The 26,127-nt window shown below is 44.9% G+C and carries 23 protein-coding genes; 7 read left to right on the plus strand and 16 right to left on the minus strand.

Features of this window, described 5'->3' with window-relative positions; genetic code table 11:
- The first annotated feature begins 39 nt into the window (after window positions 1–39).
- On the plus strand, window positions 40–930 hold the full coding sequence (locus tag VEJY3_RS20575; protein ID WP_014234355.1) for a LysR family transcriptional regulator: 891 nt from the start codon (window positions 40–42) through the stop codon (window positions 928–930).
- A 35-nt stretch (window positions 931–965) separates the two neighbouring features.
- Window positions 966–1,496 carry an RNA 2',3'-cyclic phosphodiesterase gene (gene thpR / locus VEJY3_RS20580; RefSeq protein ID WP_014234356.1) on the plus strand — a complete coding sequence of 177 codons (531 nt, stop codon included), beginning with the start codon at window positions 966–968 and terminating at the stop codon, window positions 1,494–1,496.
- A gap of 84 nt (window positions 1,497–1,580) precedes the next feature.
- Here thpR and VEJY3_RS20585 read toward each other — a convergent pair whose 3' ends face one another.
- The 6 genes from VEJY3_RS20585 to VEJY3_RS20610 form a co-directional block, all read right to left on the minus strand.
- Window positions 1,581–3,008, minus strand: a complete 1,428-nt coding sequence (locus VEJY3_RS20585; RefSeq protein ID WP_014234357.1) for a sodium:alanine symporter family protein — start codon at window positions 3,006–3,008, stop codon at window positions 1,581–1,583.
- A 314-nt stretch (window positions 3,009–3,322) separates the two neighbouring features.
- Window positions 3,323–3,991, minus strand: coding sequence for an arginine ABC transporter permease ArtM (gene artM / locus VEJY3_RS20590; RefSeq protein ID WP_014234358.1), 669 nt, complete (start codon window positions 3,989–3,991; stop codon window positions 3,323–3,325).
- Window positions 3,988–4,677 carry an arginine ABC transporter permease ArtQ gene (artQ, locus tag VEJY3_RS20595; RefSeq protein WP_014234359.1) on the minus strand — a complete coding sequence of 230 codons (690 nt, stop codon included), beginning with the start codon at window positions 4,675–4,677 and terminating at the stop codon, window positions 3,988–3,990. Before artQ ends, artM begins: the two co-directional genes overlap by 4 nt.
- Window position 4,678: 1 nt before the next feature.
- The gene (locus VEJY3_RS20600) at window positions 4,679–5,410 is read right to left on the minus strand and encodes a lysine/arginine/ornithine ABC transporter substrate-binding protein (RefSeq protein WP_014234360.1); all 732 of its coding nucleotides are present in this window, start codon (window positions 5,408–5,410) and stop codon (window positions 4,679–4,681) included.
- Window positions 5,411–5,510: 100 nt separating this feature from the next.
- Window positions 5,511–6,239: an arginine ABC transporter ATP-binding protein ArtP gene (gene artP, locus VEJY3_RS20605; protein ID WP_014234361.1), complete on the minus strand. Its 729-nt coding sequence runs from the start codon at window positions 6,237–6,239 to the stop codon at window positions 5,511–5,513.
- 410 nt (window positions 6,240–6,649) lie between these two features.
- On the minus strand, window positions 6,650–8,035 hold the full coding sequence (locus tag VEJY3_RS20610; RefSeq protein ID WP_014234362.1) for an FAD-binding oxidoreductase: 1,386 nt from the start codon (window positions 8,033–8,035) through the stop codon (window positions 6,650–6,652).
- Between the two features lie 730 nt (window positions 8,036–8,765).
- Here VEJY3_RS20610 and VEJY3_RS20615 point away from each other — a divergent pair.
- A complete protein-coding gene (locus VEJY3_RS20615; RefSeq protein ID WP_014234363.1) occupies window positions 8,766–10,280 on the plus strand; it encodes a vanadium-dependent haloperoxidase in 1,515 nt (504 codons plus the stop codon).
- 485 nt (window positions 10,281–10,765) lie between these two features.
- On the plus strand, window positions 10,766–12,940 hold the full coding sequence (gene katG, locus VEJY3_RS20620; protein WP_014234364.1) for a catalase/peroxidase HPI: 2,175 nt from the start codon (window positions 10,766–10,768) through the stop codon (window positions 12,938–12,940).
- 91 nt (window positions 12,941–13,031) lie between these two features.
- On the opposite strand, the gene VEJY3_RS20625 is transcribed toward katG, so the two are convergent.
- The 4 genes from VEJY3_RS20625 to VEJY3_RS20640 all read right to left on the minus strand — a co-directional run bounded on the left by VEJY3_RS20625 (window position 13,032) and on the right by VEJY3_RS20640 (window position 16,805).
- Window positions 13,032–13,682 (minus strand): hypothetical protein, encoded by a 651-nt coding sequence (locus tag VEJY3_RS20625; RefSeq protein ID WP_014234365.1) that lies wholly within the window; start codon window positions 13,680–13,682, stop codon window positions 13,032–13,034.
- An 11-nt stretch (window positions 13,683–13,693) separates the two neighbouring features.
- Window positions 13,694–14,695 (minus strand): 5'/3'-nucleotidase SurE, encoded by a 1,002-nt coding sequence (locus tag VEJY3_RS20630; protein WP_041170485.1) that lies wholly within the window; start codon window positions 14,693–14,695, stop codon window positions 13,694–13,696.
- Between the two features lie 164 nt (window positions 14,696–14,859).
- Window positions 14,860–15,981, minus strand: a complete 1,122-nt coding sequence (locus tag VEJY3_RS20635) for a hypothetical protein (RefSeq protein ID WP_014234367.1) — start codon at window positions 15,979–15,981, stop codon at window positions 14,860–14,862.
- The gene (locus VEJY3_RS20640) at window positions 15,981–16,805 is read right to left on the minus strand and encodes a hypothetical protein (protein WP_014234368.1); all 825 of its coding nucleotides are present in this window, start codon (window positions 16,803–16,805) and stop codon (window positions 15,981–15,983) included. The genes VEJY3_RS20635 and VEJY3_RS20640 overlap by 1 nt, the downstream gene beginning before the upstream one ends.
- Window positions 16,806–17,127: 322 nt before the next feature.
- On the opposite strand from VEJY3_RS20640, the gene VEJY3_RS20645 reads away from it, so the two are divergent.
- Window positions 17,128–18,036: a homocysteine S-methyltransferase family protein gene (locus VEJY3_RS20645; RefSeq protein WP_014234369.1), complete on the plus strand. Its 909-nt coding sequence runs from the start codon at window positions 17,128–17,130 to the stop codon at window positions 18,034–18,036.
- A 7-nt stretch (window positions 18,037–18,043) separates the two neighbouring features.
- The gene (locus tag VEJY3_RS20650) at window positions 18,044–19,375 is read left to right on the plus strand and encodes a basic amino acid/polyamine antiporter (protein ID WP_014234370.1); all 1,332 of its coding nucleotides are present in this window, start codon (window positions 18,044–18,046) and stop codon (window positions 19,373–19,375) included.
- A gap of 98 nt (window positions 19,376–19,473) precedes the next feature.
- On the opposite strand, the gene VEJY3_RS20655 is transcribed toward VEJY3_RS20650, so the two are convergent.
- Window positions 19,474–20,079: a TetR/AcrR family transcriptional regulator gene (locus tag VEJY3_RS20655; RefSeq protein WP_014234371.1), complete on the minus strand. Its 606-nt coding sequence runs from the start codon at window positions 20,077–20,079 to the stop codon at window positions 19,474–19,476.
- 165 nt (window positions 20,080–20,244) lie between these two features.
- Here VEJY3_RS20655 and VEJY3_RS20660 point away from each other — a divergent pair, with 165 nt between their 5' ends.
- Window positions 20,245–21,288 (plus strand): alkene reductase, encoded by a 1,044-nt coding sequence (locus VEJY3_RS20660; protein ID WP_014234372.1) that lies wholly within the window; start codon window positions 20,245–20,247, stop codon window positions 21,286–21,288.
- A gap of 112 nt (window positions 21,289–21,400) precedes the next feature.
- Here the strand turns inward: VEJY3_RS20660 and cyoE are convergent, their stop codons facing one another.
- From cyoE to cyoA, 5 genes are read right to left on the minus strand one after another with little or no spacing between them, the layout of a single operon-like run.
- Complete coding sequence (gene cyoE / locus VEJY3_RS20665; RefSeq protein WP_202796689.1) at window positions 21,401–22,315, minus strand: heme o synthase; 915 nt, start codon at window positions 22,313–22,315, stop codon at window positions 21,401–21,403.
- Window positions 22,276–22,587 carry a cytochrome o ubiquinol oxidase subunit IV gene (gene cyoD / locus VEJY3_RS20670; RefSeq protein ID WP_014234374.1) on the minus strand — a complete coding sequence of 104 codons (312 nt, stop codon included), beginning with the start codon at window positions 22,585–22,587 and terminating at the stop codon, window positions 22,276–22,278. The genes cyoE and cyoD overlap by 40 nt, the downstream gene beginning before the upstream one ends.
- Window positions 22,587–23,189 (minus strand): cytochrome o ubiquinol oxidase subunit III, encoded by a 603-nt coding sequence (gene cyoC, locus VEJY3_RS20675; protein ID WP_014234375.1) that lies wholly within the window; start codon window positions 23,187–23,189, stop codon window positions 22,587–22,589. The genes cyoD and cyoC overlap by 1 nt, the downstream gene beginning before the upstream one ends.
- Window positions 23,179–25,215, minus strand: coding sequence for a cytochrome o ubiquinol oxidase subunit I (gene cyoB / locus VEJY3_RS20680; protein WP_014234376.1), 2,037 nt, complete (start codon window positions 25,213–25,215; stop codon window positions 23,179–23,181). Before cyoB ends, cyoC begins: the two co-directional genes overlap by 11 nt.
- A 5-nt stretch (window positions 25,216–25,220) precedes the next feature.
- Entirely contained in the window at window positions 25,221–26,102 is an 882-nt protein-coding gene (gene cyoA / locus VEJY3_RS20685) for a ubiquinol oxidase subunit II (RefSeq protein ID WP_024372973.1), read from the minus strand.
- Window positions 26,103–26,127: the final 25 nt, after the last annotated feature.

A 26,127-nucleotide genomic window follows, 5' to 3' on the forward strand; every position in this document is an offset into this window, starting at 1 on the left:
TAATATTTAGAACAGTATTTTTATTCTCGGATATTAGTCATGTCTGCATTAACAAAAGAAGTTCGATCGTTTGTCGTCATCGCACACGAAAAATCTGTACGTAAAGCCGCAGAAAAGCTGCATATTGCCGCGTCAGCGCTGAGCCGTCAGATGAATATTCTTGAAGAAGATTTCGGTACTCAATTACTTGTGAGACTCCCAAAAGGGATTGAGCTAACGGAGCAAGGTCAGGCGCTTTATAAACATGCGCAACAATGGATTACTGAAGAAAACCGCTTTCGAAGGAGCTTAAAGGAAGAGGCTCAGCAAAACTTAATTCAACTACGTATCGGCGCAGTTGACTGCCTAAGCCACAGTGTTCTGCCTAAACTTTACAATTTGCTTTCCTCTCAATTCGACAATTTACGTGTTCACTTTACAACCGGAGACACACAAACACTGACAAACTTGCTTTTGGACAATCAATTGGATTTCATTATCGCGTTTAACGTCGCCAGACATGAAAAAATCCAATTTTCAGCGCGGCACAGGACTAAGATTGGGCTGGTCCACCTCCCAAAACTATTCGATGAAAAAACGAAATCCATAGAATTGCACGAGTGCCTCAAATGGCCACTTTGCTTTCCTGACAGAAACTTATCAGTGCATACGCGTCTTTATTCGGAGATCCTGAGACAGAACAGTAGCTTTGATATTTCTGCCACAAGCAATTCGTTTAATTTGCTTGCTAGCCTGGTTCGTGAAGGTGCCGGAGTCAGTTTTATGACTTGGTATGACATTGAAAAACAAGTGATGAATGGTGAATTGGCGTTTACGCCACTGAAAGACAAACGACTAGAAGAAGAACTCTGCGTGTGCTTGCCGTCTACTGTAAAAATGAACGAACAGACCCAAAGTATAATCAATAGTATTCTTAAAGTAATCCAGTGACCACAAACACCGATTCTGGTTTGAGAGGGCGTTTTATGCGGTTATTTTTTGCACTGACCTTTGATGATGATACAAAGCGCAACTTAATGACGTACCAAAATTTATTGCGTTCACGCGGTATAAATGGCCGACATACTCGTACAGCGAACCTCCATCTCACGTTGGCTTTTGTCGGTGAAGCGACGCAAGAGCAGAAGCAAAAGTTAATCCGTATCTTGCGTCAGTTGAAATCAAAATGTGATGGTTTAGAGATCGATCATTTAGGTGCGTTTCACCAAAAACGAAGTCGGTTGGTTTGGATGGGAATAGCAAGAAATCGCGCATTAATGAATTTACAAAGAGAATTAACGACAGCACTGAAAGCACAAGGCTTTGCTACTGAAGCAAAAAAGTATATGCCCCATATTACGCTTTTTCGTCATGATACTGGCGATACACAGCTAAAGTACGTCGATGTTAAGGCGCAACACGTTGATGTTTATTCAATTGCGCTAATGGAAAGTATATACGTTGACAATAAGCTAACTTATCGAGTTATCGATGAGGTGTTTCAGAGTCAGGGATAGGCTCCCTGACTCGTGACTGTAACAAACGCGATGAACGCTCTCTCCCCTTCTAAGTAATCTCAACAGGATTGAAAAGCAGGTTTGCTATTTTTTATTTTTCGGTACCCAAGCCGTGCGGTCAATATCCAAATCAGGGAACTCATCGGGATTGAATTCCGGATGCTCAGCACCAGCAGCAAGCTTCTTCCTGTAATCCTTTAACAAACGCATTGCGGTTGGGAACAGCATGATCAATGCCAGCAAGTTTACGATGGCGAGAATTCCCATCATCGGGTCAGAGAAGAAAAATACTGAAGTCGCGCCTGGTGCAACCGCGCCAACAAATACGATAGCTATAACGGCAATTCGTAAAATGTGCAGCGACAATTTGCGCTGAGACATAAAGGTTAGTGCGTTTTCACCCAGATAGTAGTTGTAGATAACCGAACTAAACGAGAACAACAAAATAGCACCGGTTAGATAGTACTGAGACCACTGACCGAGGTGAGACACCAAAGACTGTTGGGTAAGGACAACGCCATCAACACCTTCGGCTCCCGGCACATAGACATCTCCGAGTAGAATCACGAAGGCGGTACAGCTACATACAACAATCGTATCGATAAATACAGATAGTGACTGAGTAATACCCTGACTTATCGGATGAGATACATCTGCCGTTGCCGCGACATTAGGCGCTGAACCTAAACCCGCTTCATTTGAGAACAAGCCTCGTCGTAGACCGTTAGCCAACGCAGCACCCATACCACCGCCCACGACTTCCTCAATACCGAAAGCATTTTTAACGATAGTCATAATAACGCCTGGGAGCTCCGCAATGTTGATAATGATGACAAGCAGCGCTAAGGCAACATACGCAACCGCCATGATTGGAACGATAACATCGGCCGCTTTCGCAATACGATGGATACCACCATAGATAATGAATCCAACAGCAATAGAAAGAAACACACCAGTGTACAAACGGTCAATACCAAGGCTGTCTGAAGCGGCACCTGCAACGGTATTGCCCTGAAATGCATTAAATCCGATAGCGAAAGAAGCGATCAGACAAACCGCATAAACGTAGGCGAGCCAACGATAGTCCTCACCAAGACCATGAATAATCGTACGCGCAGCACCGCCACGAAAATCATTGCCTTCCTTTCGTTTATAAAGCTGAGCGAGAGAACATTCGACCAAACTGGTCGCCATACCAACCAATGCCACCGCCCACATCCAGAAGACGGCTCCCGGCCCACCAAGCGTGATTGCAACAGCAACACCAGCGATGTTACCGCCACCTACACGTCCACCAATAGAAAGTAAAAGTGCTTCACGACCAGAAATGGCTTTTGCATCGGTAGTCTGGTTTTTTGTCAGCAATACGCGAAACATTCGCTTGAAGAACCGGAATTGAACAAAGTCAGTTACGATCGTAAAGAACAGACCAAAGATCACGAGGAACGGGACAAGAGCCCAACCCCATGTGAGGTCTCCGATAATACCAAAAAAGGATTCAAGTAATTGCATCATTATTCCTCAAATTAATTAAAGGCTTTCTGATTTATTAACTATACATTTGATAAATAAGTATAAAATTTTTCAGTCCATGATAATCGGCACATCAGTTTTGTTTTTTCGATAAAACATCATGTAACTATTATGATAGTCAGTGAATTTGGGGATAGGAATAAAGATTGCCCAGCTAAAGATCATTGGAAAGCGATCGCTTTAAATTGCATGTAGCATTTGTTTTTCTACAGGATTAGAAACAAAAAAATGCCCCTATTCGAGAGTCCGTGAATAGAGGCATTTAAAATTGAATGGCGTTTTGCAATAGCGTGTTATGCAGCTTCGAATGCCAAAGCTTTCTTCTCTACCTGACGGAAAATCAGCGTCAGAATGCCGTTGACCGTTAAGTAGAATGCACCCGCAACACCAAATACGGTAAGCGTATCGTAAGTTTGAGCGTTGATACGCTGCGCGTACCCCATAAGATCCATGATGGTGATGGTGCTCGCCAGAGAAGTCCCCTTGAAGACCAAGATCACTTCATTGGAATATGCCGGAACCGCGCGGCGAATCGCATACGGAAGCAATACTTTTAACGTAGTCGACTTACTCATGCCGAGCGCACGACAAGCTTGCCACTGGCCTGATGGAATTGCGTTGAAAGCACCTTTAAACAACTGAGTACTATATGACGCGGTATTCAACGCTAAAGCGAACATGGCACAGAACCATGGCTGGCTTAGCCATGACCACAAGAAGCTCTCCCTGATGACATCAAATTGCCCTGGGCCGTAGTAGACCAGAAAAATCTGTACCAACAGTGGTGTTCCCGTAAACAAGGTAATGATGCCTCGACTCAACCAATGCAAGCCTGGCGTACGCAGAATCAACGTTAGTGTCATCAACAAAGCAAGGATACAGCCGACAACCAACGACGCAGCGGTCAGTTGGATGCTGGTGCCGAGACCTTCAAGCAATTGCCAAACGTGTTGTTCGTTCATGCGGTAGCCTCCTGACCTATGCTGATTCCTTTAACCGAAAACTTCTTATCGATTAGCTTCACCGCTCGTTGTGTTATCAAAGTAATCACCAAATAAACGGCAGCCGCTGTCGCGTACCAAGTAAACGCCTCGTGTGTCGCAGCAGATGTAAGCTGAGCTTGCTTAAGAAGGTCAGTCACGCCAATCAGAGAAACCAATGCGGTATCTTTGAGCAACACCAACCATTGGTTAGTGAGTCCTGGTAGCGCGTGCCTTACCGCTTGGGGCAAAACAATGCGTACAAAGGCGTGAATCGGACCGATCCCCAGCGCGCTCGCTGCTTCTCTCTGCCCTTTTCCGACCGCTTTGAGAGCGCCACGCAGCGTCTGAGAAGCGTAAGAAGCAAAGATCAATGACAGCGCAATCACACCAGACAAAAACGGGCTAACTTCAATAAAGTCACCGGTGATCAAAAACAGAACCTGTGTTGAGCCAAAATAGATGAACAACACAACAAGAAGCTCTGGCAATCCGCGAATCACCGTGACAAAGGCTGTTGTTGGCCATTTCACGAATAAACGACGAGACATTTCACCGCTGGCGAATAACACCGCCAGAATCAAACCGACTAACAGACTTGTAAAAGCTAACTGGACTGTCATCCAACTAGCTTGCACAAGCGATAAAGAGTAACCCGTTAACACCATATTAGTTACCGAAGTACTTGTTGAAGATCACGTCATATTGACCGTTTGCTTTTACGGTTTTAAGCGCAGTATTCAGTTTATTTACAAGTTCTTCATTGTCTTTGTTTACCGCGATACCAAAACCGTTACCGAAGTACTTCGCATTCGTTACACGTTCGCCAACGTAAGTCAGGTTATCTTCTTTCTTAAACCATTCAGCGACAACGGCTGTATCACCGAAAACAGAATCAATACGTCCGTTTTTCATATCGATGAATGCGTCTTGGTAGCTTGCATAAGGAACCGCAGTCACACCAGGAAGCTGCTCAAGCAGGTATGTTTGGTGAGTTGTACCATTTTGTACACCGACACGCTTGCCTTCTAACTGAGTTTTATCGGCAACTTTGCCTTTCACAGAAACGAATGCAGCTGAGTTGTCGTAGTACGAATCAGAAAAGTTTACTTGCTCTAAACGCGCATCAGTGATGTCCATCGCTGAGATAGCCGCATCGTAACGTTTGAATTTTAATGCAGGAATCAAGCTGTCAAAAGCTTGGTTGTAGAAGCTACATTTTGTTTCCATTTCTTTACAAAGTGCGTTCGCAAGATCCACATCGAAGCCTTGGATTTGGTTATTTTCATCCATGTATTCGAATGGAGCGTACGTCGCTTCCATCGCGAATTTGATTTCTTCTTGAGCTGCTGCATTTGCAGACATAAGGCCGATTAGTGAAGCTAGTAAAATCTTTTTCATTGCAATACTCCGTGTGTACGTCTTGGGCTGACACTCGCAATGACAGCCGGTCATCTGTGATGGTTGTTTATAGCTACACCCTTTGATGGGTATACATTTTTTAGTGTTTTAAGTAATCAGCAAACTGAGTCGTCTGCGGATTGGTAAACGCATCGTTTGTGCCATGCTCAACAATATGCCCTTTCTCAAGGTACAAAACATGGCTGGCAATCTTTTTGGCAAAATCCACTTCGTGTGTCACCACAACCTGAGTAATGCCCGTGCCACTTAAATCTTTAATGATCTTAACTACTTGGTTCGTAATCTCAGGATCAAGCGCAGCCGTTGGCTCATCAAACAAAAGAACTTCTGGTTTCATCATCAAAGCACGTGCTATCGCAACTCGTTGCTGTTGACCACCGGATAGCTGCATTGGCCAAGCATCCGCTTTATCGGCCAAATGTAAGGTCGCTAAAATCTGCATCGCCTGTTGTTTGGCTTCATCTTTTGCCATGCCAGAGACTTTGACTGGTGCTTCAATCAAGTTCTCCATCACCGTCATATGAGGCCAAAGGTTGTATTGCTGGAACACCATACCGACTTTACGGCGAAGCGCTAAACCATGCTTTTCTTTAATTTCAGTTGAAAAGTCGAAAGCGTCATTCGCGATGTTTAACTGGCCATTATCTGCACCTTCTAAAAGGTTGAGAACGCGCAGCAGAGAGCTTTTCCCTGCGCCGCTCGGGCCTAATAACACCAATGTTTCACCGCTTTCACAATTAAAACTGACATCGTGAAGAACTTGTGTATCACCGTAGGATTTGTTGATCCCGCAAACCTGAATACTCATGCTGTCATACCGCATTAATTGTCATCGGGCGTTAATATTACCAATAAGTGTGTTTTATGCAATATATATGTATAAAAATATATTTTGTTAAATTTTTGTATGTGTAAATTACAGCATCACAGAGCATATGACTGGTTTGATGAGTAAACAAATTACAGAGTCGAGTAAATAAGAAAGTGCATCAAAAACGATGAGTTGAGACGTGATTAAGTGCAGGAGGTAACCTGTGGATTGGATTGCGATTTACTCGCCGTGGTGTCCCCCACCACTTGGATAAATTCATAATCAGTAATGGGGGAACCTTTAGTAATGCGACGTGCCGCTGTAATCAGCCAACGTTCTAATAGCGCAACTCCTTGAGCTATCAGGGCATTGAATCAGAACGAGTTAGACATATCCGAAACTAAATATTATTGCGGAGGAATATTCTGATTCATTCTGAATAAGTTATTCGGATCATACTTTTTCTTTATTTCCTGAAGACGTGCGTACGTTGGGCCATAAGCAGACTCGGTGCGTTCCGACTCGTCCTGAGTCAGGAAGTTGATGTAAGCACCGCCACTGGCAAAAGGTCTGGTTTTCGCGAAGAAATCACGTGCCCAAGTAATGCATTTTTCATCATCTTCCGCGGCATCCCAACGCCCGTGGACATTAAGAACGTACTCAGCATCACGACAAGAATACGCCATCGATTCAGGCGCAGGGCGGGAAGCGGCACAGCCTAGAGAAGCGATAAAAATCTCACATTGAGGTGACGGTAATTTCCCTGCGTATTCGATAGCAGCGTCTATCACCCCTTCGCTGAGCGCGGTAAAGTTATGCGATTTCCAATAATTACGTGCACCCGGCGTTAAAAGTGGATCAAAGGCTTGCTGCCATGCGGCAAAAGGTTGTACACCAATGTGCTCACCATGAGCATCACCAAACGACCGAAGCGGTTCGATCAGCTTTTCACCCTCGGAAGGATCTCCCGCATAACAAATGGCAAGAACGACGACCTCTTTACCATGAACCTCTTCAGGCAAAAAAGGTAAAGGTGGCGCTTTACGGCTAACCATCCAAACACTGAGTTCTTCTGGAGCGGTTTTCGTGAATTGGGCGAATTGACTAATGACGGACTTCGCTTGACTAAATGGGAATACGATCAGGCCGCTAAGTACATCAGGACCAACAGGGTGAAGCTGGAACTCAAACTGAGTAACGATGCCAAAGTTACCACCGCCCCCCCGAAGTGCCCAGAATAAGTCTTGATTTTCTGTCTCACTAGCCAGCAACTGACGCCCATCTGCTGTCACCACGTTGGCAGATACCAAGCTATCAATCGTCATACCATATTTACGACTTAGCCAGCCAAAGCCGCCACCTAGCGTTAAACCAGCAATACCCGTCGTAGAATTAATACCTACAGGAGTGGCCAGACCATAATTTTGTGTCTTCGCATCGATGTCACCAAGGGTACAACCGGGTCCGACAATCGCCTTTTGTGCTGACGGATAGACCTGAACCTCGTTAAGAAGAGTTAAGTCTATCATCAAACCATCATCACACACGGCATTACCAGCAATGTTGTGCCCTCCTCCTCGAACAGAGACGAGCAAGTTGTTTTCTCTAGCGAAATTCACTGACAACACAACATCTTCCGCCGATTTACAGCGAGCGATCATACCGGGCTTGCGGTCTATCATGCCGTTCCAAATTTTACGAACCTCATCATAAGACGCATCATCAGGTAAAATAGCCTCACCACCGAAATGTTTTATAAAGTCTTCGACCTTAGCGCTTTCGATACTTTTCATACAAGTTGCCTCATACGTTTTGCATGAGCACTTGTGAGTATTGAATAAGACACCCAAGCTCCTCATACTTAAACGTTTATTTAGAGTAGCTATTATCCAGTTACAATAATCTGCTTCTTAAACCTCAATATATTGCTAAAAAGTAGATCGTCCATTTTCTAAAGTAGGCAAGATAAGGAAAACAGTATTTTCGAGTTTAATCAGGTCACTGTAATTAGGTTTAATCGTCTAATTTACTTGTCTACCTTGGAACCCGAGCTCCAACAATAGATTCGGGGTGATACAGTTTTTAAAACGCTTAAAGTGTATGAGCAATTCATTGAGATAGTTATGAAAAAGCGTCTCATTACTGATATTTAAATCAATAAAATGAAAATATATCGCTTATACAATCACTTAACAAAAGAAAATCACTAAATAATTATTAAGATTGATATCAGTTTTATTGCTTATCCAATTCCACAAAAAGAGCCAGAAACCCTTTCAAGATTGGTGATAACCCTCCCATAAATAAAATTAAACGGATGAAATCGAGGCGTCCATATTACGATTTAACTGCTTAGCCATAAGACATTCATAGATTTTATATTATCCAAACGGAGGATTAAATCGCATATAAATTAGAACAATAAACCTAATTTATATTAAGAAAATAATGATTGGATTTTAGTTCGCAGTATTAACCCGATGTTTTAAGCATCCAATACTTGGATTAGATAGGATATCAAGCATGAAACTTAAACCACTTTCTTTAAAGTTAGCCACCGGCACCCTCTTGCTTTCAGTCTCTGGCGTTTCTTATGCCTTTGACTGCCCGGAGAATTTTCCTATATGCGCACCCGCAACGGTTATAGAAGCGGCAGTGCCAAGATTGTTGTCAACGGTATCTCCCGGTGATGCTCCACTAATATTAAGAACGACCACACTAATAACTGCGGCTTGGTTTGACGCTATTGCACCTTATAGTGATACCGCGATTGGTGTACATTCCGACTTAGGTCGACTTAACGCAGGAGACAGTGATTCAGCAAGAAACATCGCAATCATGTACGCCAGCCATAAAGTGCTCAATAGCTTAATGCCACAATTTGCTTCGGACTGGGATGCCATGCTACTCACTGTGGGGCTCGACCCAAATGACAATACACTTGATGCGAACACGGCGATAGGCGTGGGTAACCTTGCAGGTAACGCCGTTGTGGCAGCTCGTGTAGATGATGGCATGAACCAGTTAGGAACCGACTGTAACCAATACTATCCAAAACCGTACGCTGATTGCACAGGCTATCGACCAGTTAACACCGCAGAAAAATTAACCGACCCTAGACGATGGCAGCCAGATACACTCACATCTGGTAGTGGCATCTTTTTCTCCCAACAATTTGTCACCCCTCAATTAGGCAGCACCCAACCTTTTAGTTACGACAAACCAACCATAACTGTGCCTAAACCAACAAGATCTTATGCCATAAATCCAAGTGGCAAAGCATTTCCGGACTATATCGAGCAAGCCAATGAAGTATTAGAAGCACAAGCAGACTTAACTGATGAACAAAAGTTATTTTCGGAGTTTTATGACAATAAAATCATTAGCTTGGGTTATTCAACGCTAGCCGCGACTTTCTATCACCACCTATCACTAGAACAATTTGTTCAGCTTGATTACCTGGTGAACGTCGCAGCCTTCGATGCAGGGATAACAGTTTGGGACAATAAGCGTAAATACGACGCCGTCAGGCCATTTTCAGCGATTGGCTATCTGTATAAGAACGACAACCTTACCGCTTGGGGTGGCCCTGGAATGGGTACAGTAAGCGATCTTAAAGGCAGTGAATGGCGACCATATTTACAATCCGCAAATCACCCAGAATACCCTTCAGCCAGTGCCAGTTTTTGCCGCGCTCATGCCACTTCGACCAAGCGCTACTTACAAGAAGAGTTAGGCCTTCCTTACGAAGCTGCTAACGATCTAAGTTTCTGGCAACCTGGATTCTTGCCTGAACAGTTTGAAGTCCTAGATAAGCAATCGGGAACATCTCTAATTGAACCAGGGGTAACTCCGCAATCGCACACCGTTTTGGGTTGGAGTACTTGGGACGAATTCTCTGATAAGTGTGGGTTAAGTCGTTTATGGGCTGGGGTCCACTTTTATGACTCCATTCCGGCTGGTCAATCGATCGGAGATCCTATTGGTTCAGCAGCCTACGATTGGTTAAAAACTTACATAAATGGTACGGCACAATAATATAAGTTTAGACACTGATAATATCTAGTAATCACAAAAAACGTCTACACTCGCCTTTTATATATGACTTAAGTTCATTTTTAAAAGGCGAGTTTATTGATTTACGAGTACTATTACTAACATTTCAAATACCCACTATTACTTTTCTATTTCCGATTAAACACCTCTTCTTTCAAGACTAATATCCTGCTGTAGAGCATGACCTACACTCCCTTTTAAGCATCTAATCTAAATAAGGTTTTATCTAAAAATAAAGGTTCAGAACGTCCAGCTGAGCTAAAAACTCCTGCGAGAGATTGATAGGCTTAGCTTATTAAATTAATCGGTCTAAGTGATATGATAAATCTCAGGTTCCTTACTATTATCAATTACAAGTTACTGAGATGTATAAACATTAACTTCTAAACAGATAATCAAACAGTGATAAAACACTTACATTTTCTGTTTTAAGAAAAAATAATATTTCACTGCTAAAAGGACACCCTATGAACAACAGCGATAATAACTCAGCAGGAAAGTGCCCGGTAATGCATGGTGGCATGACTTCCACCGGTTCGACCGTGATGGAATGGTGGCCGAACGCGCTTAACTTAGACATTCTCCATCAGCACGACAAAAAAACAAACCCACTTGGAGAAGACTTCGACTACCGTGAAGCACTTAAATCACTTGACGTTGAAGCCTTAAAAAATGATTTGAAAGCGCTAATGACGGACAGTCAAGAGTGGTGGCCAGCAGACTGGGGACACTACGGCGGCTTAATGATTCGTATGGCGTGGCACTCCGCTGGTAGCTACCGCACCACTGATGGTCGCGGGGGTGGTTCAACCGGTAATCAACGCTTTGCGCCACTTAACTCTTGGCCAGACAACGGCAACTTAGATAAGGCTCGTCGCTTGTTATGGCCAATTAAGAAAAAATACGGCAACAAAATAAGCTGGGCGGATTTAATGCTTCTTGCGGGTAACATGGCATATGAATCTATGGGTCTTAAAACCTTTGGATTTGCCTTTGGCCGAGAAGACATCTGGCATCCGGAAAAAGACATTTACTGGGGTTCAGAAAAAGAATGGTTAGCGACAAGTGGTGGCGAAGGTACCCGATACTCTGGCGAACGTGACCTTGAAAACCCTCTGGCAGCAGTGATGATGGGTTTGATCTATGTGAACCCAGAAGGTGTAGACGGTAATCCAGACCCTCTTAAAACCGCTGCCGACATGCGTGTCACCTTTGCACGTATGGCGATGAATGATGAAGAGACCGTCGCTTTAACGGCAGGTGGTCACACGGTTGGTAAAGCTCACGGTAATGGCGACGCGGCAAACTTAGGTCCAGACCCTGAAGGTGCCGACATTGAAGAGCAAGGTCTTGGTTGGAATAACCACAAATCTCGCGGCATTGGCCGTGACACCGTAACCAGCGGCGTTGAAGGCGCTTGGACAAGCCATCCGACTCAATGGGACAACGGCTATTTCAAAATGCTACTAGAACATGAGTGGCAACTAACCAAAAGCCCTGCAGGCGCTTGGCAATACGAGCCTGTAGATATCGCAGAAGAAGATAAGCCGGTCGATGTTGAAGATCCGTCAATTCGTTACAACCCAATGATGACCGATGCCGATATGGCGCTTAAAGTTGACCCTGAATATCGTAAGATTTCTGAACGCTTCTACCAAGATCAAGAGTACTTTAACGAAGTATTCGCGAGAGCCTGGTTTAAGCTGACACACCGCGATTTAGGCCCTAAAGCGCGTTACATTGGCCCAGATGTACCAGCCGAAGATCTTATTTGGCAAGATCCGATCCCTGCTGGCACGACCAACTACGATGTAGACGCAGTAAAGGCAAAAATTGCAGCAACGGACTTAAGCGTTTCTGATTTGGTTTCAACCGCTTGGGACAGTGCACGTACATTCCGACACTCGGATCTTCGAGGTGGTGCTAACGGCGCACGCATACGCTTAGCTCCACAAAACGCATGGGAAGGCAACGAACCACAACGTCTGGCTCGCGTACTTGATGTACTAACTAAGATTGCAGATGAATCTGGTGTCAGCGTGGCGGATACTATCGTGCTTGCTGGTAATGTCGGGCTTGAACAAGCAATTAAAGCGGCAGGTTTTGACGTTACAGTGCCATTTACACCTGGTCGCGGCGATGCTACGGCTGAGCAAACCGATGTTGAGTCATTCGATGTCCTTGAACCAGTGGCTGACGGATTCCGAAACTGGCAGAAACAGCATTATGCCGTTAAACCAGAGGAAATGCTGCTAGACCGTGCACAGCTGCTTGGCCTGACCGGTCCAGAAATGACGGTACTACTAGGTGGTATGCGTGTACTTGGTACTAATCACGGCGGTACTCAACATGGTGTGTTTACTGACCGTGTAGGTGCGCTGACCAATGACTTCTTCGTAAACCTAACGGACATGTCGTACACATGGAAACCAACTGGCCGCAACTCTTACGATATTTGTGACCGTAAAACAGGTGAAGCGAAATGGACAGCAACGCGCGTAGACTTAGTCTTTGGGTCAAACTCCATCTTGCGTTCTTATGCTGAAGTGTACGCTCAAGATGACAATCAAGAGAAGTTCGTAAAAGACTTTATCTCGGCTTGGACGAAAGTCATGAACGCAGACCGATTCGATTTGGTTTAATAACGAGCCACATACACTGGAAATGCACTTTGGTGCGTATTAAATCAAAAGCCGCTATTTTTAGCGGCTTTTTGTTTACACTGTAAATCTATTACAGTTTAACCCAGACTTGTGGGAACTGATCACTGTCTGTTTGAACGTTGATACTAACCAAAGAATCATTATCCACTTCAAGCGTCGCAATATTTACATTTCCAATCTGAATGCATTGCGCATCAAGCAGTTCCATCATGATTACGCTTTCTAATACTGCCGAAGTAAAAAGCGAACCTTCACTGCTACACGCAGATCCAGTTAACGCGATTGCCCCCGACTGATCAATCGACATTTGATACAGTCCGTCAGAGTATCTTGCCTGATAAGTGCCCGCATAATTGCTCAGGTCAGTGCTCTCTTGGGTGATGGGCAATAAAACGGAAGAACCATTAGCGTTATTACAAGTCAAGTTAGTACCGCTCATTTCACAGTTAACGGAAGCGGCAGAAAACGTGATTTGATCATTGCTTAGAGCCCCTAGGTACGAAGTTTGATGTTCTCTCGCATCCCAAAGCGTAAGTTGTGGCTCCACTCCCTCTTGTATAACGACCTGCGCACCATCTGGAGAGGCGTCATCCGCCCAAATAACGCCTGAGTAAACACCACTTTGCACATGCGCTTGCCTGTTGTCATCACTGTCGCTATTACATCCCCACAGAGCGGAAACCGATAATAAAGTAACAAACAAAGTATTGTGTCGATTCATTCTTGTCGCTCCTATTCCAAGCCAACAAGACGTTGTTTTACCAATGCCACTTTACCGCGCGCAGCTTGAACGTTACCGTCAATGGTACTGATAGTAATGTATCCTTGGTTTACAGCAACACCCTCAGAGTTCTGATTAGTATCGCCGGCATTACCCATGTTAAATGCGAGTCCTTTTTTGTCTTTTAGTAAAGCCACCGCTTCAACTTGCGCTTCGCTAGAGTCCATTCCCTCTTCCATTAGGCGTTTCATCATGTAGTAGACTGCGGTGCCTTGCTGCGAAAGATCTTCACTAAATGCAAACTCTGCCCCCGCGTTCCAACCTACGTCGGTAAACTTGTATCCCAGGTGGTTGTTCATGTCTTCTGGCGTGTTCACGTTTAATCCCGTATAGGCAGGTAAAAGTGGTGCTCCCGATGACTGGCTCGCAACGAGCTGAGCCACAATATCAACGACAACATTAGCTACAAGCTGAGACTGTTCGGCGTCACTTGAAGTATTATGATGAGCACTAATTGCAATCGCAGGAATACCTCGGCTCAAGGCTGCCATTGTTGCACCTAGCGTTCCAGAGTTGTTGTTCATGAAGCCCAAGTTGTTACCTTCATTAGGACCTGAGATGACAAGATCTGGATCTTGTCCCCAGACATTCTTCGCCGCGATATCGATACCGTAAATCGCCGCCATGACTGGAGTCCCTTCGACATAATCTTTAAATGCAACACTCGTATCTGTATCACCGACACAAAATTCCTGCTCTCCAGCCTGGGATTCATCAATCGACACTGGGCGGTAGTGACTCATTGCGCCACCTTTACCACTTTGCCCCGTACAAGGTGCAGACATGATCACATCGTGGCCTGCTTCCTCTAATGCTGATTTCAACAGTTGGATGTTGGTTGTTTCCCAGCTATCGTCGTTGGTTAAAACGATATTCAACGCAAGTGCATTTGCTGAAATAGCACATGAAGAGCCCACCGCCATCGCAAGGCAAAGTTTTGATAATTTGTTCATAATATTTCCGTTTATTTCACTGCTTTTAGTTTCCATTCAGACACCTTGTCCGAACTCAGTGGCAGCTACTTTGACGAAAAATGATGAAGCTTCTGTTACAAATATATCTGATTACAGTTTAGAGACATCTATAAAATATTATCCATTAATTTCAATAATATAAATCAACTTTCATTTATTGAAATATCATTTGGAGATATCTTCAAACGATAAATTGATTGCGTATTGTCTTCTTGTTTATCACTTTCAAAGCCAAATTGTTCAATAAAGCTTTCTCCTAAACTATTAACCAATGCATCTTTAATTTTATTGCGATTTTGGTCGAGCGTTTTTGCCTTTAATCCGTTCTGCTTGAGTTCACTGATTGCTCTTCCGTGACCACCATAATTTTCCATCAATGTAATCAGCTCTGAAGCCAGTGACTGAGAAGGTCGGTTACTTGGCGGATTCAATACCCAACCGTAATTAGAATGCGTCATGCGCTTTTTCGCGTACCATAGCCAGTAAATTGCCGGTGTAGTAGACATTGGGATCATGACATCATTGACACGCACTTCGACATTTCCACTATTAACTAAAAACGACAACGTGAGTGGCTTAGATGCCTGTTCAAGCAACCTGAATCTCTCTTCTACAGATTGAAACTTTTCCGCTTTGGTCTCGAGAACTCGTCTGAGGTAATCTTCATTAATGCCCTTGTCTGGATTTGTTGCACGAAATTTCTCAATAGCTTGCTTCCAACGCTTTTGATCAACACTGGTTCCGCCAATTTGCAGTAATCGCTTAAGCAGTTTCAGGTCATCTGTATTAAGTGGACGAGGCTGAAAAGAGATAAATAGGACCGACAAAGCGGCGCACAAAATAGAGGTAAAAAGCCAGTTCTCGCCTTGCAATTGACAGTTTATATCGATTAAGTCGCCAGTTTGGTCTGCAGATAAATCGAGAGAAAATGTTAATGGTAGTCTCAGAGAGTAGTTGTCTTCAGGAGACAAAGACGGCGCGGCAGTATGACACTGGCTAAAAATTTGTATTGGGTTGTACCAACTAACCTGATCCAACAACAGCTGGCTTTTCAATTTGAAAATACGTTGTGTTTCTGGACGCTCACCCATTTCCGCACCATCAAGCCAAATATGACTGCGCGCAGACATTAAGTCTTGATTCACAAATTTCGAATAACGGTATTGGGTAAAAAACGCACCACTGACTAAGGACACCATCAAATAAAATAACGTCAGCCCGGCCAACAATTTCCAGTTGTCCTGCGCTATCACTTTCAAAGTCATTATCCTATCTCTCCTAACGCTTGAGCTAACCGTTGACGGAGCATCTCATCTGACAAACGCACCCACGAATGAGAAACAAACCATCCACCTGCAGAAACACCATTGGCAATCACCGATGTATGTACCTCCAGTTCTGATTGGTTTATCGGGCTATGATTGGTCCCAGAAATCACGTCAACCTCTCCTTTCTTGAAGGCGTCAATCATTGCTTTACGCGTTGGATATAAAGTCACCAGGGAAGAGCGCACATCAATAGAGAGCGACGTTAACTGTTTTACCGGAAGCTGGTAGCCCGAACGGCTAAAGGTATCGTTCAGTAAACCAATTCGATGGGTCTTTAGAAACTGATCACCAATCGGTTGATTAGCAAACCACAACACATCATAACCAGACAGGCTGAGCAGTTTGTCGTAATAATTGGTGTAGTCGGGGCTCAAGCCGGAAAGTTGGTATTCCCTCGCCCACATCACATCAAATTTTTGACTATAAATGGTTTGCGGCGTCACCTGTCTGCGAGGAAGCCAATGCACCACGATATCCGAATACTGACCATTAAACTCCGGGGCTTCACATAATTTTGATAGCAACGGTAATGCCATAGCGTGAGCAGGAATGAGTATATCCAATTGGTATCGATCAGAAACAGGTTGATAGTTCTGATCGAGTTCCGAACAGGATAACTGGTTAAATGATGTAACTGGCGGTAATTCAGCACGGGGCGATTGAATAACCAAGAGAAGTGAGGTTATTAATAAAAGACAACCTGTTTTAAAGATCCATGGTGCGTGATTGTGGTTCCATAGCCGCGTTAGCACGTCGTTCATAACGATGATTCGTTCCTTCATTTTTGTGAAGAATTTACTTAATTGTTATTACGCCGATATGACAAAGAGCACGGCTCTATGGAATAGCTGTTCACGCAATATTCGATTCACCTAATGCACACGAATATACAAGAAGTAAATCAACGCAACTACTCACCGACAAGCATCGCCTCTATAGATTATGTACAACTTGAGCTGTTCAAAACCTAATCACTTAATAGCGAATATGAACAAACTGACAATTAACGGTTGAAATTGGTAACGTTCTCATTTAATTTTAGCCATCCAAACGTCTAGATTTCCATTTAAAGGTGTAAGAAAAATGAAAACAAATACGATGTTGATTCTTGATGGTGGTATGGGACGAGAATTAAATCGTCGTGGTGCGCCTTTTCGTCAGCCGGAGTGGTCTGCGCTTGCTATGATCGAAGCGCCTGAAATCGTTAAAGATGTACACACTGACTACATTCAAAGCGGTGCTCAGGTAATTACAACTAACAGCTACGCATTGGTGCCATTTCATATCGGAGAAGCGCGCTTCAAAGAAGCAGGACAATCACTCGCTGCGCTTTCTGGCCAAGTAGCAAAGGAAGCGGCGCAAGGGACTGGGGCTAAAGTCGCCGGTTCACTTCCTCCTCTATTCGGCTCATACCGACCAGATCTGTACGATCAGGAACACGTACGTGACTTAGCGACTCCGTTAATTCTAGGTTTGTCAGATTCGGTCGATTTCTGGCTCGCGGAAACTCAAAGCTTAATTGCCGAATCAGTGGCAGTGAAGGCACTGGTAGACGAGTTAACTTCAGAAGCGAAACCATTTTGGGTCTCGTTTACACTTGAAGATTCTGAGCCTACAGACGAGCCATGTCTGCGCTCCGGTGAGACGGTACAACAGGCGGTGACAACCATGGCACAAGCTGGGGTAAGCGCCATTTTGTTTAACTGTTGCCAACCAGAAATCGTAGAAGAAGCATTACAAGTCTCAGTGCGTACATTAGAGGAACTCGGTTTATCTCACATCCGCCTTGGTGTTTACGCGAATGCGTTTCCTCCACAGCCAAAAGATGCAACGGCTAACGATGGTCTCGATGAAATCCGTGACGACTTAAGCCCTGATGCTTACCTGATTTGGGCAGAAAAATGGCGTCAATCTGGCGCGTCTATCATCGGTGGTTGCTGTGGTATCGGGCCCGAACACATTGCTAAGCTAAGTCAGCATTTCAAAGGTTAGGTTAAATATGTCGCAAGGAAATCGAATTGGCTTAACCGCATTGACAGCGTTAGTCTTTAGTTCAATGGTTGGTGCAGGAATATTCAGCCTACCGCAAAACATGGCAGAGGTAGCCGGACTCAATGCGATGATCGTCGGCTGGACGATTACTGGTGTCGGCATTCTACTTCTGGCAGGTTGCTTTCTTCATCTATCTCGCCTTAAGCCAGATTTGGACGGCGGCATCCATGCCTATGCCAGAGAAGGGTTTGGTGATCTCGCAGGTTTCCTTTCTGCATGGGGCTATTGGTTGTGTGCAACTATCGGTGTTGTTGGCTACCTTGTCGTTGCGTTTGCTGCGCTTGGTGCTTTTGTAGATACTCCAGACTTCACGTTATTTGGTGACGGTACAACCATCTATGCCTTCATCTGCGAGTCCCTCGTGCTGTGGTCAGTTCACAGTTTGATCCTAAGAGGAGTCACGCAAGCCGCCTTCATCAATTTGCTGGCAACGTTGGCTAAAAGCGTACCGTTAATCCTCTTTGTCTGCGCCGCTTACTACTTCTTTGATACCGATACTTTTCATATCGATCCACAAGGAGAAACACTACAACAACCTTTTATAGAGCAAGTGAAAGGTACGATGCTAATTACACTGTGGGTGTTTACTGGTATTGAAGGTGCTGTAATTTTGTCGGGACGAGCAAAAAACCGCAAAGACATAGGCCGCGCAACTTACCTTGGTGTTATCGCCGCCTTAATCTTGTACGTTTTGATTTCTCTTATGTCACTCGGAATTGCTTCACGAGCAGAGATCGCCACAATATCTAATCCTTCGATGGCTGGGCTGATGGCAGCTATGACTGGATCGTGGGGTAAAGCGGTGATCAGTATTGGTTTAATTGTATCGGTTCTGGCGTCGTACTTAAGCTGGATTTTGTATTCTGCCGAAGTCCCTTACACAGCGGCTAAATACGGTGCGTTTCCTAAGTTCTTTGCGAAATCTAACGATAACGACACCCCGAAAAACTCGCTGTTCCTCACTAGTTTAACGGTGCAACTGTGTTTAATACTCGTAATGCTTACAGGTGAAGGTTATAACACACTCGTTTTGATTTCGACGTCAATGATTTTGATACCCTATTTCTTGGTTGGCGCGTATCTGCTTAAGTTATCCATCCAGACTAACGCTCGCTTGCAGTTAAAATTGATTGGCTTTGGAGCCAGTATTTATGGCATTTGGCTAGTCTATGCGGCGGGTGTCGATACCCTGTTGCTTTCAGCGATTCTTTATATTCCAGGAATTGCGTTGTACGTGTACAGCCGACGTCAACATCGATTGAACCCGGCATCGGCATAAAAACGATATTTACGATAAAAACGTCGCTCGCTATAAAAGCTCGCTATAAAAAAGGATGGCATCACAGCCATCCTTTCTCGAATCTCGAACCGCAATACTTAGGCCACTGCTTTTCCATCCACACAGCTGCTCTTCAGACTCCGCATGATTTTGTCGACGAGTTGGCCCAGACGTGCTTCAGTCGGTCTCGTACTGGCAAATGCCCGCAACCCGTAAATATTCATCACCAGAAAATCACTTAACAACTCGCAATCGGTCCCTGGTGCAATTTCTTCATTCTCTTTTGCTAACTCTAGCTTGGATTGAATACTGAGTTTCCATTGCTCAAGCATGTTACAAATGATGGCTTCGATCTCTTCATCTTGCTGATCAAGCTCACTCAGCGCCTTTTGCAATAAACAGCCTTTACCGCTTTCACATTCGCTGAACTCGATAATGTCATGAAGATAACGTTCAAAGCCGGACAGAATCTGTTTAGGGTCGTTGAAGAACTGCTCAAAAGCCTGAGATTTCGTCGTCGTGTAATGGTCAAGAGAAGCGAGCAATAGGCCTCTTTTGTTCTCAAATGCGCAATAAATAGAGCCCGGATGCAGCCCAGTCGCACGCTTCAAATCTTGCATGCTGGTTTTATTGTAGCCCTTAGCAATGAACTCATTCATCGCTGAGCTTAAAACATATTCTCGGTCGAATTCGGCATTTCTCATCTGACATTTCTCAACTAGCTGGGCTCTATAACCTTACAAACACCCTAAGTTTACTGGGGTTAACAAGGTTTAACAAGCTATTTGAATGAGCGTTCAAAAAACATCTTGAATGATCATTCAAAAAAGGGTTAGCATATTACCCTAGCGTTCATTAGGAGCATGCTCATGACAAAAACATTATTCGAAGCGTATAAACTCAACGACAAAATTACACTGAAAAACAAAATTGCAATGGCGCCACTCACGCGCTGTATGGCAGACGATGATCTGGTGCCTACTGATGCAATGGTGGATTACTACGCGAAACGTGCAGATGCAGGTTTGATCATTTCCGAAGCAACCATTATTCGTGCAGATGGTCAGGGTTACCCGAATACGCCGGGGCTTTTTACCCAAGCACAAATTGAAGGTTGGAAAAAAGTCACCGACGCAGTGCACGCGAACGGCGGTAAGATCTTTGCCCAGCTTTGGCATACTGGCCGTGTCGCTCATCCGCACTTCTTTGGTGGAGAGTACGTATTAGCGCCTTCTGCGGTCGCATTTGATGGCACCGTTCCTCGTATGCGCGAACTCGTTTATACCGTGCCAAAACCAGCCACTCACGAAGAGATTGCTCAGTTAGTAGAAGACTACGCACAGGCAGCACAAAACGCGATTGACGCAGGATTTGATGGCGTTGAGATCCACGCTGCTAATGGTTACCTGCTGGATCAGTTCCTACACTTCGATACAAACCATCGAACAGATGAATACGGTGAAACGCCAGAAAACATGTCCCGTTTTCCACTTGAAGTGATAGATGCCGTTGTTGCCCGTATCGGTTCAGAACTTGTTGGCTTGCGCGTGTCCCCTGCGGGTTACATGCATATAGAAGCTGACCCTCGCGACCGTCAGGTGTTTGATTACTTCCTGCCAGAAGTAGAAAAGCGCAACTTGGCTTACTTGCACGAAGGTATGTTTGATGACAGCGTAGAATTTGACTTCCTTGGTGGCCGCGTATCGCAATACCTGCGTGAGACTTACTCAAAGACGTTGATGGGTGTGGGTGGCTATACCGCAGAAACTGGCGCAGAAGCTATCCAAGCGAATAAATTTGATTTGGTTGCCATTGGTCGTCAATTCATCGCAAACCCAGACTACGTAAACCGAGTTCAGGAAAACAAAGAACTTGTCGAATACGATGCAGCGATGCTGGAAACGCTGGTTTAGTGCTTTAAATTAAGACAGATATTAAAAACGGCTCCTTGTGAGCCGTTTTTTTGATGGAGCCAAAAGATAGCCGAAGTACGGATTTCTTCCTATGCGAATTGGCGTCTAACGTCTAAATCGCCAACGGAAGTAACTCTACCCCTAGCACTCCACTGATTCCCATTACCACCAGCAAAGAGACTTTAAACACCGACTTCGACCACGCTACGTAGTTTTCATCGTCAATGCTGCGGAAAGTCACTTTTGTCCACATAAAGCAAACAACAGCTGCGACAGCCAGGTATTCATACCCTGCTTCACCAAGCAAAAAGAGTCCCAATGAAACAGCACCGAAGGCCACCACGTACGCTTTCATATGACGATGGGCTTTATGGATGCCTTCTTTAACAGGCAGTACAGGAATGCCCGCTTCTCGGTAGTCTTGCATGCGGAACATGGCAATCGCGTACGAGTGCGGCATTTGCCACAGGCAGAACATAGTGAACAGCAAAATGGCTTCTAAGCTAATGAAGTTTGTCACTGCCAGATAGCCAACTAATGGCGGAACCGCGCCAGAAATACTGCCGACTAATGTGCCATATACCGAGTTACGCTTGTACCACATGGTGTAAAAGAACACGTAGTACACGTAACCAAGCAGGACGACCACCGCAGAAAGCGGATTCGCAAGTTGAAACAGTAACCCGGTTCCAACCAAAAGCAGAACCAAAGCATAGACAAACGCGACATCAATATTGATGTTACCTTTGGCTAGCTCTCGGTTCTGAGTACGCGCCATCTTTTGATCGATATCGCGGTCAAAAATATTGTTCACCACACAACCTGAAGCAATCACAAGCCCCACACCAGCCAGCGTTGTCAGAAACAACGTCAGACTAGCAGGTTCTGTTTTTGCGGCGAGGAAAAAACCCGCCGCAACAGAAATCAGGTTGCCGAAAATAATGCCCGGTTTGGTGATAGACAAATAACTTTTCAGCATACCTTGGCCTACAATTTCATGTTGACGTTCATGTTGTAGATAATCCAGATCGAACCTGCGATCAGAATAAGCACAACAATGGCAGTAAACATTAGTGAAACCAGATTCCAGCGACCATCATCTGTCTTCGCTTCCATATGCAGGAAGTATTTGAAGTGCACAAAGATCTGAACCAATGCACAGCCAAACAGAACCGCGTATGTCGTTGCCTGTGGCAGAGATTGCGCCCAAACAAAGTAGAATGGAATCACCGTTAGAATAAGCGACGCAACGAAGCCTTTAACGTAATCAGACGCACTTGTTTCAATATGTTGTCCCATTACATTACCCCCAGTAAGTAAACGATGGTAAAGACACAGATCCAAACAATATCCAGGAAGTGCCAGAACAGGCTCAAGCAGTTAAAACGCATCGCCATGTTATCGTTCAGGCCTTTGGTAGACAGTTGGTGATAAGCCACTGCCAACCAAATTAGACCAAATGACACGTGCAAGCCGTGCGTACCTACCAATGTAAAGAACGCAGAAAGAAACGCACTTTCCTGAGGGCCGTAACCTTCAGCAATCAAGTGATGGAACTCGTAAACTTCCATGCAGATGAAGCCAAGACCCAGCGCAAAAGTAATTTGCAGCCAGCGCTTAAGGCCAGCAACATCATTACGTTTCATCGCAATCATGCCAAAACCAAACGTGATACTACTGAATAGCAGCAACATAGTTTCAACGAACACGAAAGGCAATTCGAAAATGTCTTTACCTGTTGGGCCAGCAATCGAGTTGCTGGAAAGTACTGCGTACGTTGCAAACAAAGTTGCGAACAATACACAGTCGCTCATCAGGTAAACCCAGAAACCAAACAGCTTATTGCCATTCGTGTCATGGTGGTGATCATGGTCATGATGAGCAGCGACATTAGTTTGCATACGTCACCTCCAGATCATCTTTGCTTTCGTTATCTTTCACTGAACCTTTCTTCGCTTCTTCAAGCTGTGCACGTCGTGCTGCTTCAATCGCTTTGATTTCTTCAACTTCAACGTAGTAGTCCACATCTTCGTTGTAGCTGTGTTTGATACAAGTTACGACGATAGCTACCAGACTCAAGCCAGCTAACCACCAGATGTACCAAATCATGCCAAAGCCGAATAGTAGTGACCAAGCTGACACATAAATGCCTGTTGGCGTGTTCTTAGGCATGTGAATACGCTCGTATTCCACTTCCTTAGTTGGATCAAACTCACCACTTTGTTTCTCGTACCAGAATGAATCCAGCACATCACCTTTTGGAAGGTGTGCAAAGTTGTAGAACGGTGGTGGTGAAGACGTTGCCCACTCAAGAGTACGGCCATCCCACGGGTCACCAGTAAGATCACGGTTTTGCTCGCGGTCACGAATACTGACGTAAATTTGGATGAATTGAGACAATACGCCCAGAGCAATGACGACTGTACCAGCGGCAGCAACCGCCAATAGTGGGAAGAATTCTGGGTTGATTTCTTGGCTGATACGACGAGTCATACCCATAAAGCCCAACGCGTATAGCGGTAGGAACGCCATCAAGAAACCAATGATCCAAAGATAGAACGCACGTTTGCCCCAAGCTTCATTCATGGTGAAACCTGTCGCTTTCGGGAACCAGTAAGTGATTGCGGCGAAACAACCAAATACCACACCACCGATAATTACGTTGTGGAAGTGTGCAATCAGGAATACTGAGTTATGCAGAACGAAGTCCGCACCCGGTACCGCCATCAATACACCCGTCATACCACCAACGGTAAAGGTGATCAGGAAGCCAACCGTCCACAACATTGGCGTTGTAAAGCGAATACGCCCTTTGTACATGGTGAATAGCCAGTTGAAGATCTTAACCCCGGTCGGGATAGAAATGATCATCGTGGCGATACCAAAGAAGGCATTTACGTTTGCACCAGAACCCATTGTGAAGAAGTGGTGTAGCCAAACAACAAAAGCGAGAATTGTAATTACAATCGTTGCCCATACCAGCGAGGTGTAACCAAACAGCTTCTTGCGAGAGAATGTCGCTGTCACTTCTGAGAACACACCGAAGATCGGCAGGATCAAAATGTACACTTCTGGGTGACCCCATGCCCAAATCAGGTTGACGTACATCATTACGTTGCCGCCAAGATCATTGGTAAAGAAGTGCATGCCCAGATATCTATCCAGCGTTAGTAGCGCGATAGTTACCGTCAGGATTGGGAATGAAATGATGATTAGGATGTTTGCACACAGAGATGCCCAAGTGAAAACAGGCATTTTCATCATTGGCATTGAAGGCGTACGCATGCGCAGGATTGTCGCGAAGAAGTTCACACCTGTTAGCGTTGTACCAACACCTGAAATTTGCAGCGCCCAAATCCAGTAATCAACGCCGACTCCAGGACTTGCTTCGATACCTGATAATGGCGGATAAGCCAACCAACCAGTACGGCCAAACTCACCAAGACCTAGCGACATGTTCGTCAGGATAACACCAACGATAAACAGCCAGAAGCTTAGGTTATTTAGGTACGGGAAAGCCACGTCACGTGCGCCAATTTGCAGCGGAACGATGATGTTCATCAGACCAATAACCAATGGCATTGCGACGAAGAAAATCATGATCACGCCGTGAGCCGTAAAAATTTGGTCATAGTGTTCTGGTGGCAGGTAACCCGCCTCACCAGCAGACGAAAGTAGCTGCTGACTACGCATCATTACCGCGTCAGCGAAACCACGAATAAGCATTACCATCGCAACCGCGATGTACATAAAGCCTAGTTTTTTGTGGTCTACCGAAGTAAACCATTCATTCCACAAATACTGCCACTTTCCAGCTTTAGTCACCGCGTAAACCACGGCTAAACCGACTAAAGCCACTACCGCTAGGGTGATGACGATAATAGGTTCATGGAATGGAATTGAATCCAGAGTTAATCTTCCAAACATTGCGATTATCCTTGGTTTTCAGGCAAACAGTTCATAGAACCAGGATGCTGAGTCACGACGTTGCTGAACAGGAACGGAGGTACACTTGAGAACAAGGTCACCGGCTCAGCGATACTAGGTTCAGCTAGCGTGCTGTACTGTACCCAGTCTTCGATGCGGTCTGGACTCGCTTTAACTTTCTGCACCCAATTCAGGAATGCAGCGCGATCAGGCATAGCTGACGCAGTGAACTTCATTTGTGAGAAGCCTTCCCCACTGAAGTTCGACGCAAAGCCCTTGAAGTCACCTTCGTGGTTAGCAATCAGGTTTAGCTTGGTTACCATTCCTGGCATGGCGTAAATCTGACTACCTAAACGAGGAATGAAGAACGCGTTCATGATGTTGTCGGACGTCAATTTGAACTGAACTGGCACATCTTTTGGAAACGCTACGTAGTTAACCGTCGCGATATTTTCTTCCGGGTAGATGAACAGCCATTTCCAATCTAGCGCAACGACTTCTATCGTTATCGGTTTTACGTCACTTTCCAGAGGCTTAGATGGCTCCAGTTCGTGAGTAGAACGCCATGTGATAGCGGCTAGAATCGCAATAATGATGATTGGAATAGTCCATACCACCACTTCGATTTTGGTCGAGTGCGACCACTCAGGGGCGTACTCTTCATGAGTGTTACTTGCGCGGTATCGATAGGCGAAGTAAATCGTCATAAGAATCACGGGGATCACGACGATCAACATCAGCAAAAGAGCAGTGATGATCAGCTCTTTTTCCTGGACACCAATAGCACCTTTGGGGTCAAGCAAAGCAGAATTACATCCTGAGAGCAAAAGTATGACGGACGCCAGACTCCCTCTCGATAAGATGCGTGTGTATCTTGAGGCTTCCATTAACTTTCTCGATGGTTGTCTGGTT

Source organism: Vibrio sp. EJY3, from assembly GCF_000241385.1.
GTDB lineage: Bacteria > Pseudomonadota > Gammaproteobacteria > Enterobacterales > Vibrionaceae > Vibrio > Vibrio natriegens.

Bases quoted from the DNA above. Each gene is read 5' to 3' on its own strand.
- katG (WP_014234364.1), top strand. From the start codon at position 10,766: ATGAACAACAGCGATAATAACTCAGCAGGAAAGTGCCCGGTAATGCAT.
- cyoD (WP_014234374.1), bottom strand. From the start codon at position 22,587: ATGGGACAACATATTGAAACAAGTGCGTCTGATTACGTTAAAGGCTTC.
- VEJY3_RS20625 (WP_014234365.1), bottom strand. From the start codon at position 13,682: ATGAATCGACACAATACTTTGTTTGTTACTTTATTATCGGTTTCCGCT.
- VEJY3_RS20630 (WP_041170485.1), bottom strand. From the start codon at position 14,695: ATGAACAAATTATCAAAACTTTGCCTTGCGATGGCGGTGGGCTCTTCA.
- VEJY3_RS20585 (WP_014234357.1), bottom strand. From the start codon at position 3,008: ATGCAATTACTTGAATCCTTTTTTGGTATTATCGGAGACCTCACATGG.
- VEJY3_RS20650 (WP_014234370.1), top strand. From the start codon at position 18,044: ATGTCGCAAGGAAATCGAATTGGCTTAACCGCATTGACAGCGTTAGTC.
- VEJY3_RS20660 (WP_014234372.1), top strand. From the start codon at position 20,245: ATGACAAAAACATTATTCGAAGCGTATAAACTCAACGACAAAATTACA.
- cyoB (WP_014234376.1), bottom strand. From the start codon at position 25,215: ATGTTTGGAAGATTAACTCTGGATTCAATTCCATTCCATGAACCTATT.
- VEJY3_RS20575 (WP_014234355.1), top strand. From the start codon at position 40: ATGTCTGCATTAACAAAAGAAGTTCGATCGTTTGTCGTCATCGCACAC.
- artP (WP_014234361.1), bottom strand. From the start codon at position 6,239: ATGAGTATTCAGGTTTGCGGGATCAACAAATCCTACGGTGATACACAA.
- artM (WP_014234358.1), bottom strand. From the start codon at position 3,991: ATGAACGAACAACACGTTTGGCAATTGCTTGAAGGTCTCGGCACCAGC.
- VEJY3_RS20635 (WP_014234367.1), bottom strand. From the start codon at position 15,981: ATGACTTTGAAAGTGATAGCGCAGGACAACTGGAAATTGTTGGCCGGG.
- cyoA (WP_024372973.1), bottom strand. From the start codon at position 26,102: ATGGAAGCCTCAAGATACACACGCATCTTATCGAGAGGGAGTCTGGCG.
- VEJY3_RS20640 (WP_014234368.1), bottom strand. From the start codon at position 16,805: ATGAACGACGTGCTAACGCGGCTATGGAACCACAATCACGCACCATGG.
- VEJY3_RS20610 (WP_014234362.1), bottom strand. From the start codon at position 8,035: ATGAAAAGTATCGAAAGCGCTAAGGTCGAAGACTTTATAAAACATTTC.
- artQ (WP_014234359.1), bottom strand. From the start codon at position 4,677: ATGGTGTTAACGGGTTACTCTTTATCGCTTGTGCAAGCTAGTTGGATG.
- cyoC (WP_014234375.1), bottom strand. From the start codon at position 23,189: ATGCAAACTAATGTCGCTGCTCATCATGACCATGATCACCACCATGAC.
- VEJY3_RS20645 (WP_014234369.1), top strand. From the start codon at position 17,128: ATGAAAACAAATACGATGTTGATTCTTGATGGTGGTATGGGACGAGAA.
- VEJY3_RS20600 (WP_014234360.1), bottom strand. From the start codon at position 5,410: ATGAAAAAGATTTTACTAGCTTCACTAATCGGCCTTATGTCTGCAAAT.
- thpR (WP_014234356.1), top strand. From the start codon at position 966: ATGCGGTTATTTTTTGCACTGACCTTTGATGATGATACAAAGCGCAAC.
- VEJY3_RS20655 (WP_014234371.1), bottom strand. From the start codon at position 20,079: ATGAGAAATGCCGAATTCGACCGAGAATATGTTTTAAGCTCAGCGATG.
- VEJY3_RS20615 (WP_014234363.1), top strand. From the start codon at position 8,766: ATGAAACTTAAACCACTTTCTTTAAAGTTAGCCACCGGCACCCTCTTG.